Genomic DNA, 12,146 nt, shown 5'->3' with positions numbered 1-12,146 from the left:
CACCCCTGAGGGACGGCGGTTACGACGTCTCCGACTACACCGCCGTACTGCCCGAATTCGGTGACCTCGCCGACTTCGTGGAATTCGTGGACGCCACCCACCAGCGCGGCATGCGTGTGATCATCGACTTCGTCATGAACCACACCAGCGACCAGCACCCGTGGTTCCAGGAGTCGAGGAGCAATCCCGACGGACCGTACGGTGACTACTACATCTGGGCGGACGACGACAAGCAGTACCAGGACGCGCGGATCATCTTCGTCGACACCGAGGCCTCCAACTGGACCTTCGACCCGGTCCGCAAGCAGTACTACTGGCACCGCTTCTTCTCCCACCAGCCGGACCTGAACTACGAGAACCCGGCCGTCCAGGAGGAGATGATCTCCGCTCTCCGTTTCTGGCTGGACCTCGGCATCGACGGATTCCGGCTGGACGCGGTCCCGTACCTCTACCAGCAGGAGGGCACCAACTGCGAGAACCTTCCCGAGACCCACGAGTTCCTCAAGCGGGTCCGGAAGGAGATCGACGCCCACTACCCGGACACGGTGCTGCTGGCGGAGGCCAACCAGTGGCCGGAGGACGTCGTCGACTACTTCGGCGACTACGCGAGTGGCGGCGACGAATGCCACATGGCGTTCCATTTCCCGGTCATGCCGCGCATCTTCATGGCGGTGCGGCGGGAATCGCGCTACCCGGTCTCGGAAATCCTCGCCAAGACCCCGGCCATTCCGTCCGGCTGTCAGTGGGGCATCTTCCTGCGCAACCACGACGAGCTGACCCTGGAAATGGTCACCGACGAAGAGCGCGACTACATGTGGGCGGAATACGCCAAGGACCCCCGCATGCGCGCCAACATCGGCATCCGACGGCGGCTCGCCCCCCTGCTGGACAACGACCGCAACCAGATCGAACTGTTCACCGCCCTGCTGCTGTCCCTGCCGGGCTCGCCGATCCTCTACTACGGCGACGAGATCAGCATGGGCGACAACATCTGGCTCGGCGACCGGGACGCCGTACGCACGCCGATGCAGTGGACCCCGGACCGCAACGCAGGTTTTTCGTCGTGTGACCCCGGTCGCCTGTACTTGCCGACCATCATGGACCCCGTCTACGGCTACCAGGTCACCAACGTCGAGGCGTCGATGTCGTCGCCCTCCTCGCTGCTGCACTGGACGCGCCGCATGATCGAGATCCGCAAGCAGAACCTGGCCTTCGGCCTCGGGTCCTACCGGGAACTGCCCTCCTCCAACCCGGCCGTGATCGCGTTCCTGCGGGAGTACGAGGACGACCTGGTCCTGTGCGTCAACAACTTCTCCCGGTTCGCGCAGCCGACGGAGTTGGATCTCAGCGCGTTCAAAGGGCGGCATCCGGTGGAGTTGTTCGGCGGAGTCCGTTTCCCCGCGGTCGGTGAACTGCCGTATCTGCTGTCGCTCGGCGGCCATGGCTTCTACTGGTTCCGATTGCGGCGAGAACACGCTGAGTAGTGGTACGGTTACGCCGTTCTGGTGATCAGAACCCGAGCCCGCCGGGCGGGCGGCTCGGTCATCAACAGCACGCGTACACCGTGTGAAACCTCTCCGAGTGATCGGAAAGGACACGCCGCCTCGGGCGGCGTGAACGCCAATGGTTCCGGCTGCGCAACCTGTTGGCCGCGGCCCTCGCCGCAATTGAGGTCGGGGCGGTTTTCTCCGCCCCGACCTGGGCACGCATCACTCACACCCCGACCACCCGGGGAAAGGACGCGACGCCATGTCGGAAGCCGTCACACGTATCGCCACGACAAGTCCCGGCAGCCCGGGCAGCCCCGGCCTCCTTGCGTCACTGGATCCCCTGTTGCGGGAGTGGCTGCCGCGGCAGCGCTGGTTCGCGGGCAAGGGTCGTCCGGTCACCGGGTTCTCCCTGGTGGCGGCCACCGAGTTGCTGCCACCCACGGCGAAGCTCGGCCTCTACCACCTGCTGGTGCGCGCCCACCAGCCGCCCACGCTGGGCTCCTCGACCCAGCCGAGCGACTGCTACCAGCTCCTGATAGGCGTGCGCGAGGCGCTGCCGCCCCGGCTGGCGCCCGCGCTGATCGGACACCTCGACGAGGGGCCGCTGGCCGGACACACGGTGTACGAGGCCCTGTACGACACCCGGCCCGCCGAACTGCTCCTGGAGGCCCTGCGCACCCGCGCCCGCATCGGCGACCTGCGCTTCGAGCGGGACACGCACCAGGAGATCCGGGACGGGCTGGTGCCCCGCGTGATGACCGCCGAGCAGTCCAACTCGTCGATCGTCTATGGAGATACGTTCATCCTGAAGCTGTTGCGCCGGATCGTGCCCGGCACCAATCCCGACCTGGAGCTGCCGCTGGCGCTGGCCCGCGAGGGCTGCCCCCGGGTGCCGGCGCCGACGGGGTGGCTGTGGGCGGAGCTGGCCGGTGAGTCGTATGTCCTGGGCGTGCTCCAGCCGTTCGTGCAGGGCGCGACGGACGGCTGGGAGCTGGCGCTGCGGGAGCTGGCCAAGGGCGAGGACTTCGGCGCGGAGGCCCGGTCACTCGGGCGGGCCACCGCCGAGGTGCACACGGCACTCGCCCGGGCGCTGCCCGCGGTGACCCTCGGCCATACCCAGCTGCACCTGCTGGCCGACGGCATGATCGAGCGCCTGGAGGCGGCCGTGCAGGCGGTACCGGCGCTCAGGCCGTACGCGCCCGGGCTGCACTCCGCGTTCACCGCGCTCGGCGACCTGGCCGCCGAGGGTCGTACCTGGACCGCGCAGCGCATCCACGGCGATCTGCACCTGGGCCAGTGTCTGCGCTCGCCCGCCGGGCAGTGGTGGCTGATCGACTTCGAGGGCGAGCCGTCGAAGCCGCTGGCCGAACGGCGGATGCCACAGCCGCCGGCCCGGGACATAGCGGGGATGCTCCGTTCCTTCGACTACGCGGCACACTCGACCGAGGTGCCGGTGCCGGGCTGGGCCGAGGCCTGCCGGGCCGCGTACTGCTCGGGATACGCGGAGGTCAGCGGCGCGGATCCGCGAACCGACCCTGTGCTGTTGCAGGCCTACGAGACGGACAAGGCGATCTACGAGGTCGTCTACGAGGCCCGGCACCGCCCCGACTGGCTCCCCGTACCGATGGCCGCGATCGAGCGTTACGTCGCATCCTCTAGGAGGCTCCACCCGTGACCCCCCGCACCCCGTCCAGCGGTTCGGAACCGAAGAAGACCGCTGCGAAAGCCGCGAAGAGCGTGAAGAAGGCCGCGGAGAAGGTGACCGCGCCCAAGAAAGCGGTGACGAAGGCGGCTGCGAAGAAGACCACCGCCGAGAAGACGGTGACGAAGAAGGCCGCGGCCAAGAAGGCGGCGCCGACTGCGAAGAAGGCTGCCCCGGCGGCGAAGAAGGCTGCTCCGGCCGCCAAGAAGACGACGGCAAAGAAGACATCCGCGAAAAAGCCCACGGCGAAGACCACGACGAAGAAGACCACCGCGGCAAAGACCACCGCCGCGAAGACCACAGCCAAGAAGGTCACCGCGAAGAAGGTCACCGCGAAGAAGATCACCGTACCGAACCCCGCGCAGTCGCCGGAGGCCATCGTCTCCCCCGCCGTCGACGCCGGTGACCGCGAGCGTCTGCTCGCCGGCACGCACCACGAGCCGCACGCGGTGCTCGGCGCGCATCCCGTACCCGACGGGGTCGCTTTCCGGGCCTTCCGTCCGTACGCACGGTCCGTCACGGTCGTCGCCGGGGACGTACGGGCGGAGCTGCGCGACGACGGGAACGGGTTCTTCTCGGGCCTGTTGCCGCTGCGGGAGGTCCCGGCGTACCGGCTCCTCGTGGCGTACGACGGGACGGTCCAGGAGACCGAGGACGCGTACCGCTTCCTGCCCGCGCTCGGCGATCTCGACCTGCATCTGATCGGCGAGGGCCGGCACGAGCAGCTGTGGACGGCGCTGGGCGCGGAGCCGATGACCCACCAGGGCGTGGCCGGCACCCGCTTCACCGTGTGGGCGCCGAACGCGCGGGGCGTGCGGGTGGCCGGCACCTTCAACTTCTGGGACGGATCGGCGTTCCCGATGCGCTCGCTCGGCGGCACCGGCGTCTGGGAGCTGTTCGTGCCCGGCATCGGCGAGGGCGAGCTGTACAAGTTCGAGATCACCCGGCCCGACGGCTCGAAGACCCTGCGCGCCGATCCGCTGGCCCGCCGTACGGAGGCCCCGCCCAGCACCTCCTCCATCGTGCACGCCTCACACCACGAGTGGCACGACGAGGAGTGGCTGGCCCGGCGTGCGGGCGCGCCCGCGCACGAGGCGCCGTTGTCGGTGTACGAGGTCCATCTGCCGTCCTGGCGACCGGGACTGACGTACCGGGAACTCGCCGAGCAGCTGCCGGCGTACGTCAAGGACCTCGGCTTCACCCACGTCGAACTGATGCCGGTCGCCGAGCACCCCTTCGGCGGCTCCTGGGGCTACCAGGTCACCGGCTTCTACGCGCCCACGGCCCGTCTCGGCACCCCGGACGACTTCAAGCACCTGGTCGACGCGCTGCACCAGGCCGGGATCGGTGTGCTGATGGACTGGGTGCCGGCGCACTTCCCGCGCGACGACTGGGCGTTGGCCGAGTTCGACGGGCGTCCGCTGTACGAGCACGAGGATCCGCTGCGCGCCGCGCACCCCGACTGGGGCACGCTGGAGTTCGACTACGGCCGTCGCGAGGTGCGCAACTTCCTGGTGGCGAACGCCATTTACTGGTGCGAGGAGTTCCACATCGACGGGCTGCGGGTGGACGCGGTCGCCTCGATGCTCTACCTGGACTACTCGCGGGAGCCGGGGCAGTGGACGCCGAACGTGCACGGCGGCCGGGAGAACCTGGACGCGGTGGCCTTCCTCCAGGAGATGAACGCCACCGTGTACCGGAGGGTGCCGGGCGTGGTGACCATCGCGGAGGAGTCCACGGCCTGGGACGGCGTCACGCGCGCCACGCACCACATGGGTCCGGGCGGCTTCGGAGGCCTCGGCTTCGGTCTGAAGTGGAACATGGGCTGGATGCACGACTCGCTCGACTACGTCAGCCACGAGCCGGTCCACCGCAAGTACCACCACAATGAGATGACCTTCTCGATGGTGTACGCCTACAGCGAGAACTACGTCCTGCCCATCTCCCACGACGAGGTGGTCCACGGCAAGCGCTCGCTGGTGTCGAAGATGCCGGGCGACTGGTGGCAGCAGCGCGCCAACCACCGCGCGTACCTGGGCTTCATGTGGGCCCACCCCGGTAAGCAGCTCCTGTTCATGGGCCAGGAGTTCGCCCAGGGAGCGGAGTGGTCGGAAGCCCACGGCCCCGACTGGTGGCTCCTGGACCCCGCGTACGGAGCGGAGCCCGACCACCGCGGCGTTCTCGACCTGGTCCGCGACCTCAACACCGTCTACCGCGCGACCCCGGCCCTCTGGCAACGCGACATCGACCCGTCCGGCTTCCAGTGGGTGGTCGGCGACGCCGCCGAGGACAACGTCTTCGCGTTCCTGAGGTACGACGCGGAGGGCACCCCCCTCCTGGCGGTCTCCAACTTCTCCCCGGTCGTCCGCCACGACTACCGCCTGGGCGCCCCCGACGACATCCCCGCCTGGCACGAGACCCTCAACACCGACGCCGGGAGGTACGGCGGCAGCGACGTCACCAACCCGGACGTCATCAAGCCCGAGCCACAGGGGTGGCACGGCCGCCCGGCGAGCATCCGACTGACGCTGCCGCCGCTGGCCACGGTTTGGCTGCGGCCGGCCTAGAACGTGAGGTGATGGCCGCAAAGGTGCCCTTCGCCCTGGTGGTGCACCTCTCGAGGTACCGAGTCGGGTGGTGGGTGGGCATAGGTCCGGGGGTCTGGGGGCGGAGCCCCCAGGGGGACGGAGCTCACAGGACGTCGGCGCGGCCTCCGAACATCAGCTTCCGCAGTGCCGCCAGCAGGCCCTTCGTCTGGCGGTCGGCGGCGTGGGAAGGGGCCGTCGAGGGCCGGGCGTTCGCGTCCCGGGGCGGCTTGGGGGCGGGGCGGTCGGAGCCGGTCAGTTCGTAGCGGACCGGCAGCAGTCGCAGTCCGCGTACCACCGGGCCCGAGCGCCACGGCAACTGGTCGTGCGGGAGGGTGAGTTCGACCTTGGTGAAGTGGTCGAAGACGCGGCCCACCGCGCTGGTCACGATCAGGCTGCCCAGCTCACGCGCCGCGCCGGGGCACTGGTGCTGGCCGGCGCCCCAGCCCAGGTGGGCGCGTGTGCTGACGGCCGAGTCGACGAGGTGGGAGCGGCCGATGTCCAGCAGGTCCCGGTGGGCGGCCGCCGCGGAGGGCGAGACGACGTCGCCCGCTCGCACCCAGATGTCGCCCAGCCGGACGTCCCGCGCGGCGAACCGGAAGCACATGTTGGCGACCGGGGGGTTGGCGAGCGCGGCCCGGTTGACCGTTTCGCCGAGTTGCCCGGCGGACAGGCTGCGGCGGACGGTGGCGTTGCCGCGCAGCACCTCCAGCAGGGTGTTGAGGACCATGTTGCCGGTGATGTCGTTCAGGTATACGGCGTTCATGAACAGCTCACGGCCGAGCTGTTCGTCGGTCAGGTCCGGGTCGGCGAGCAGCAGGTACGAGGTGAAGTCGTCGCCGGGGCGGGCCCTGCGGTGGGCGGCCAGCCGGGTGAACGCGGCCAGCGCCCTGCCGGTGGCGGGGCCCGCGTCCGGTCCGCCGTCCAGCATCCGCCACAGGTCCATGACCAACTCGTCGCCGAGTTCGACCGGGCAGCCGAACAGCTTGGTGGTGACCATGAGCAGGAGGGGCCGTGTGTACTGCGCGCCGAGGTCGGCGAACCCCGCCGAACCGGTCTCCGCCGCCAGCAGGGCCACCAGCTCGTCCGCGTAGCGGGCGACCGCGGCCCGCAGTTCCCAGCCCTCCGGGCTGCGCGCGTCCTGGAAGGGGCCCAGCGCCGAGTGGTGCGTGCGGCGGGCCGCCCGGTGCTCCTCCTCGTCCATGAACATCATCTGCCGTACCTCGTAGCCGGCGAGCAGCGGCCAGTCGGGCGGCAGCCGCCCCTCGGCCCGGGCCCGCCAGTACCGGATGTCCCGCCGCCACTGGCTCTCGTTCCTGAGAACCTCCATGACCTGCGGGTAGCCGAGAACCAGCCACACCGGTACGCCCATCAGGCCGACCGGCGCGACAGGGCCGTACGTGCGCCGCAGCCGCTGGTACACCGCCCCCGGGTCGGCGTCGAACTCGGAGGTGAGGAGCGGTTCGACGGGCAGCGACCCCAGTGGGGGGCTGGCGGCCGGTGCGGTCGGGTGGGGATGGGCGGCGTCCATACCGCAACGCTTACCGTACCGGCCGTATACAAACAGTGATCATGTCACGAACTGTTACGGCTCCTATACGAATCCGTTCCTGCACCGCTCCCGCCTCCTACTCCAAGGCGTCCGCCAGCGTCTTCGGCAGCTCGCCGGTGTGCAGCACGCCGAGCCGTTGCGTGGCCCGGGTCAGCGCCACGTAAAGGTCGCTCGTGCCGTACCGGCCGGGCTCGACCACCAGCACCGAGTCGAACTCCAGGCCCTTCGCCTGACGCGGGTCGAGGAGTACGACCGTCCGGGTCAGGTCGGGCTCCGCGCCCGCCGTCACGCCGTCCAGCCGGGCGGCCAGCGCGCGGTGCAGCTCGCGCGGGGCGATGACCGCCAACCGGCCCTCCGTCGGGGTCAGTTCCCCGACCGCCTTGGCCACCGCGCCGGGCAGGTCGTCGGTCGCGCGCGCCCAGGGCCGTTCCCCCGTCGACCGCACCGAACTCGGCGGCTCGAAGCCGGGGTGCTCCGCGCGCACCACGGCCGCCGCCACGTCCATGATCTCGGCCGGTGTGCGGTAGTTGACGCCGAGGCGGGTGTGCTCCCAGCGGTCCTCGACGTACGGCTCGAGGATCCCCGACCACGAGCCGACCCCCGCCGCCTCCGCCGTCTGCGCCGGGTCGCCGACCAGGGTCATCGAGCGGGTCGGGCTGCGCCGCATCAGCAGCCGCCAGGCCATCGGCGACAGCTCCTGCGCCTCGTCGACGATGATGTGCCCGAACGCCCACGTGCGGTCGGCCGCCGCGCGCTCGGCGGCGCTGCGGTGGTCGTCCTCCTCGTGGCGTTCGGCGAACCGCTCGGCGTCGATGATGTCGTGCGCGGACAGCACCTCGGAGGACTCGGGGTCGCTGTCCTCCTTGTCCTCGAACTCGTAGGTGCGGGAGGCGTACGAAACGTCGAGCACGCCCTGCGCGTAGGCGATCTGGGTCTCCCGCTCCCGCTCCGCGCGTGCCCGCGCCATCCGGTCGTCCTCGCCCAGCAGTTCGGCCGCCTCGTCGAGCAGCGGCACGTCCGCCACGGTCCACGCCCGGGTCACCGGGCGGCGGACGGCGGCCGCGTCCTCGTCGCCGACGTACCCCTCGGGCGCGGCGAGGAAGTCCGCGACCAGGCGCTGCGGGGTGACCCGCGGCCACAACTGGTCGATGGCGGACCAGACTTCGGGGTTCTCGGCGATTTCGTCGCGGATCTGGGTGATGTCGCTCGCGTCCAGCATGTTGGACCCGTCGTAGGGGTCGGTGCCGACGCGCTCGGCGTACAGCTCGGTGAGCGCGTTGAGGATGTGGCCCTCGAAGTGCTCGCGTGCCGCGTTGTGCGGGAGCCCCGCGGCCCGGGTGCGCTCGCGGGCGACCCGCACCAGGCCGTCGTCGAGCATCAGGATCTCGCGGTCGTGCTCGATCGCGATCACCGGGTCGGGCAGGGCCTGACGGTCGCGTACGACCTCGGCGAGTACGTCGGCCATCTCGGCGCGGCCCTTCACCGCGGCCGCCTCCGGGGTGTCCGCCTTGGTGGCCTTCACGCCGGGGAACAGCTCCCCGACCGTCGCCAGCAGCACGCCCGTCTCGCCGAGCGAGGGCAGCACCTGGCCGATGTAGCCGAGGAAGGCGGGGTTGGGTCCGACGATCAGGACGGCGCGCCGGGCGAGCAGTTCCCGGTGTTCGTAGAGGAGATAGGCGGCCCGGTGCAGGGCCACCGCCGTCTTGCCGGTACCGGGGCCGCCCTCGACCACCAGGACGCCCCGGTGGGGGGCGCGGATGATCTCGTCCTGCTCGGCCTGGATGGTCCGCACGATGTCGCTCATCCGGCCGGTGCGCGCGGAGTTGAGCGCGGCGAGCAGTACGGCGTCACCGGTCGGGTCCTCGTGCCCGGTCCTCTCCTGGTCCCCGAGGTCGAGGATCTCGTCGTGCAGGGCGGTGACCCGGCGGCCCTCGGTGGAGATGTGCCGGCGCCGGCGCAGGCCCATCGGGGTGTGGCCGGTGGCCAGGTAGAAGGGGCGGGCGACCTCGGCCCGCCAGTCGATCAGGATCGGCGTGCGCTCGGTGTCGTCGGCGCGCAGGCCGATACGGCCGATGTGGTGGCTGACCCCGGAGGTGAGGTCGATCCGGCCGAAGCACAGCGAACCGTCCACCGCGTTCAGCGCCGCCAGCAGCCCCGAGCGCTCGGCGACCAGGATGTCCCGCTCCAGCCGGGCCTGCATGGGCGTGTTGCCCTGGGCGAGCGCATCCGTGACGGCGTCCTCCGTGTGGCCGCACAGGGCGTCGACGCGGACGTACAGGCCGTCGATGAATTCCTGCTCGCGCCGCAATTCATTGTCTGGAAAGTCGGTGTTTGACAATTCCACTCCCGCCCGGATATAGTGTGCTCACTGAACTTGTTTGCGACCCAATCTCCTTGAAGTCGCGAATCATCGAATATACGCAAAGAAATCCCCCGAGCGCAATTGCTCGGGGGATTTCTTCTTGTCCTGCGCAGGTCCCGGCAGGTCAGAGCACGTCGGACAACTCCTCCAGGAGCCGACGCCTGGGCCGGGCGCCCACCATCGACTTCACGGGCTCGCCGCCGCGGAACACCATGAAGGTCGGCATCGACAGCACCTTGTAGGTGTTCGTGGTCTCCGGGTTGGTGTCCACGTCCAGCTGGACCACCTTGAGCCGGTCGCCCTCCTCGACGGCGAGGGCGCTGAGCACCGGCCGCATCTGCCGGCACGGGGGGCACCAGTCGGCGGTGAACTCCACCAGCACCGGAAGCTCCGCGTCGATCACCTCTGCCTCGAAGTCCGCGTCCGTCACCTCGGTCACGCCGTCCGCCTTGATCACGGTTCCCGCCCTCCCAGTTCGCACAGGGGCTCCGGACCACCCGGAACCGACGCATCGGCGGCCAGCTCGTTGCGCGCCCGCTCGGCCTTCGCCAGCTGCGCGCCGACGGTCGCCCGCACGGCCTGCAACTCGCCGATCAGCGCGTCCAGCTCGTCCAGCTTGCGCCGGTAGACCGCCAGCGACGCCGGGCACGAGTCGCCCTCGGGATGCCCCGCCCGCAGGCACTCCACGAACGGCCGCGTCTCCTCCAGGTCGAACCCGAAGTCCTGCAGCGTCCTGATCTGCCTGAGCAGCCGCAGGTCGGTCTCGTCGTACGTGCGGTGTCCGTTGCCGTTCCGCCGTGCGGGCAGCAGTCCCCGTGATTCGTAGTACCGCAGCGTCCGGGTCGTGGTCCCGGCCCGTGCGGCCAGCTCGCCGATGCGCATGGGTACGAACGTAGGCCTTGACGCCGACGTCAAGGCAAGGCCGGCGGCCGACCGCCTCCAGCACCCCGTCCTCGTCGTCGACGTCGACGTCATCGACGTCGTGGTCGGAGAGGAGTCGGAGAGGAGTACGTCGAGGGCGGCGCGGACGTCCCAGGCCGTCGCGCCCTCCGTGCGGGTCACCACCTCGTCCGCGATCTCCTTGCCGAGGTCCAGGCCGGAGCCGTACACCGCGCCGGCGGCCGAGTGCCACGTGCCCGGCCGTCAGACCGGGCCCTCCACGCCGACCAGCTCGCACCACTCCCGGGCCGCTTCCGGGCGCCCGGTGAGCAGCAGGAGCAGGCCGGCGATCGGGCAGCGGACCTCCTCCCCCTCCCCCCGCGTCCACTGGATGTCGGTGGCGACCAGCCGGGCCTTCGGGAGCGGCCAGGGCCGGGGCGGGACGCGCATGGTCCATGCCCGGTCGGCGGCGTCGCGGGCGGCCGTGGTGGGCATCTCGCGCCGGCGGCCGAGGGCCAGGGCGATGTCCTGGCCGTGGACGAGGATGTCGAGGAGCGGCTCGCGGGGCGAGGTGGTGGGCGCGAGGCGGCGGGAGCCGATGGTCGAGCGGAGGTTGGCGACGATCTCGGCGACGGGCAGTGCGGCCTCGCGGACCGCCGAGTCGTGGATCATCCGGTCGAAGTTCCCACGCGAGCGGACGAAGTCGCGCACCACGGCCCGGTAGGTGAAGCGTGCCGCGATGGTGAGGTGGGCGGCGACGTCCCGCACCCGCCAGTCGCCGCACCGCGTGGGCGTCTCCCACTCCTCGGGACTCAGGCCCTCCAACAGGTCCGCCAGGCTCGCCCGCTCCCGGTCGACGATCTGCCAGCGCTCGTCCGTGTCCAGTACGACGCCGTGTACGGCACCCATGGGAATCACCCACTCAAATGGTAAGCTTGCCTGACCAAAGTAGTCAGAGACACTGACCAAAGTCAAGGCAAGCGGGGAGTGAGCCGACGATGGTGGCGGAGAGCGAGCTCAATACGGGCGTGCTCCTGTACCTGCCGTACCGGGCGCTGGAGAACCGCGTCTTCGCCGCGCTCGCCGAGGCCGGTTTCGACGACTTCACGCCCGCCCAGGCCCGGGTCATGCAGCGCATCGGGCCACACGGCACCCGGCTGACCGAGCTGGCCGAGCAGGCGCAGATCACCAAGCAGACCGCGGGCTTCCTGGTCGACCAGTTGGAGAAGGCGGGGTACGTCAGGCGCGTGCCGGACCCGACCGACAAGCGGGCTCGGCTGGTGTGCGGGGCGGCGAAGGCGTGGGCGGCCAAGGAGGTCGCCGACGCGGTGGTCGCCGAGGTGGAGAAGGAGTGGGAGGAGCACCTCGGGCAGCGGCGGATGAAGCAACTGCGCGAGGCGCTGACGCGGCTTCGGGAGATCACCGACCCGTGGGCCTGAGGTGCTGCCCAAAGGGTCACGCCGACAACGTGAAAGGCGGGCTCGCGCAGTCGTTGTCCGTGGCCGTGTTGCCGATCCCGATGACGTTGACGCTGTTGCCGCAGACGTTCACCGGCGCGTCGATCGGCACCTCGACG

General features: G+C 70.4%; 10 protein-coding genes. 4 read left to right on the top strand and 6 right to left on the bottom strand.

Translation table 11 applies throughout. The annotated features are described in order from the left end of the window. The 3 genes from treS to glgB form a co-directional block, all read left to right on the top strand. Positions 1-1,484 (top strand): maltose alpha-D-glucosyltransferase (gene treS, locus ABT063_RS51200; RefSeq protein ID WP_351069105.1); only part of this gene is annotated, 1,484 nt, incomplete at its 5' end. A 265-nt stretch (positions 1,485-1,749) separates the two neighbouring features. After that, positions 1,750-3,165, top strand: coding sequence for a maltokinase N-terminal cap-like domain-containing protein (locus ABT063_RS51195; protein ID WP_351069104.1), 1,416 nt, complete (start codon positions 1,750-1,752; stop codon positions 3,163-3,165). After that, the gene (gene glgB / locus ABT063_RS51190; protein WP_351069102.1) at positions 3,162-5,759 is read left to right on the top strand and encodes a 1,4-alpha-glucan branching enzyme; all 2,598 of its coding nucleotides are present in this window, start codon (positions 3,162-3,164) and stop codon (positions 5,757-5,759) included. The genes ABT063_RS51195 and glgB overlap by 4 nt, the downstream gene beginning before the upstream one ends. 124 nt (positions 5,760-5,883) lie before the next feature. On the opposite strand, the gene ABT063_RS51185 is transcribed toward glgB, so the two are convergent. The 5 genes from ABT063_RS51185 to ABT063_RS51165 form a co-directional block, all read right to left on the bottom strand. Beyond that, positions 5,884-7,308, bottom strand: coding sequence for a cytochrome P450 family protein (locus ABT063_RS51185; protein ID WP_351069099.1), 1,425 nt, complete (start codon positions 7,306-7,308; stop codon positions 5,884-5,886). 97 nt (positions 7,309-7,405) lie between these two features. Continuing rightward, positions 7,406-9,637: a HelD family protein gene (locus tag ABT063_RS51180; RefSeq protein ID WP_351069097.1), complete on the bottom strand. Its 2,232-nt coding sequence runs from the start codon at positions 9,635-9,637 to the stop codon at positions 7,406-7,408. Positions 9,638-9,815: 178 nt separating this feature from the next. Further along, positions 9,816-10,130 (bottom strand): thioredoxin family protein, encoded by a 315-nt coding sequence (locus tag ABT063_RS51175; protein WP_351069112.1) that lies wholly within the window; start codon positions 10,128-10,130, stop codon positions 9,816-9,818. A 14-nt stretch (positions 10,131-10,144) separates the two neighbouring features. Then, complete coding sequence (locus tag ABT063_RS51170) at positions 10,145-10,573, bottom strand: MerR family transcriptional regulator (RefSeq protein ID WP_351069109.1); 429 nt, start codon at positions 10,571-10,573, stop codon at positions 10,145-10,147. A gap of 261 nt (positions 10,574-10,834) precedes the next feature. Further along, positions 10,835-11,479, bottom strand: a complete 645-nt coding sequence (locus ABT063_RS51165; RefSeq protein ID WP_351069094.1) for a maleylpyruvate isomerase family mycothiol-dependent enzyme — start codon at positions 11,477-11,479, stop codon at positions 10,835-10,837. 89 nt (positions 11,480-11,568) lie between these two features. Here ABT063_RS51165 and ABT063_RS51160 point away from each other — a divergent pair, with 89 nt between their 5' ends. Then, positions 11,569-12,009: a MarR family winged helix-turn-helix transcriptional regulator gene (locus ABT063_RS51160; protein WP_351069092.1), complete on the top strand. Its 441-nt coding sequence runs from the start codon at positions 11,569-11,571 to the stop codon at positions 12,007-12,009. Positions 12,010-12,025: 16 nt separating this feature from the next. Here ABT063_RS51160 and ABT063_RS51155 read toward each other — a convergent pair whose 3' ends face one another. Beyond that, positions 12,026-12,139, bottom strand: coding sequence for a chaplin (locus tag ABT063_RS51155; RefSeq protein ID WP_351069108.1), 114 nt, complete (start codon positions 12,137-12,139; stop codon positions 12,026-12,028). Between the last annotated feature and the right edge of the window lie 7 nt (positions 12,140-12,146).

The organism is Streptomyces sp. NPDC002838, assembly GCF_040295365.1.
Classification (GTDB): domain Bacteria; phylum Actinomycetota; class Actinomycetes; order Streptomycetales; family Streptomycetaceae; genus Streptomyces.
Note: the sequence above shows the minus strand (reverse complement) of the source record. Positions and strands in the feature narration are given on the sequence as shown.

What these genes read in the sequence shown, in the direction of transcription:
- ABT063_RS51195 (WP_351069104.1), top strand. Translation starts at nt 1,750, where the DNA reads ATGTCGGAAGCCGTCACACGTATCGCCACGACAAGTCCCGGCAGCCCG.
- ABT063_RS51185 (WP_351069099.1), bottom strand. Translation starts at nt 7,308, where the DNA reads ATGGACGCCGCCCATCCCCACCCGACCGCACCGGCCGCCAGCCCCCCA.
- ABT063_RS51170 (WP_351069109.1), bottom strand. Translation starts at nt 10,573, where the DNA reads ATGCGCATCGGCGAGCTGGCCGCACGGGCCGGGACCACGACCCGGACG.
- ABT063_RS51165 (WP_351069094.1), bottom strand. Translation starts at nt 11,479, where the DNA reads ATGGGTGCCGTACACGGCGTCGTACTGGACACGGACGAGCGCTGGCAG.
- ABT063_RS51160 (WP_351069092.1), top strand. Translation starts at nt 11,569, where the DNA reads ATGGTGGCGGAGAGCGAGCTCAATACGGGCGTGCTCCTGTACCTGCCG.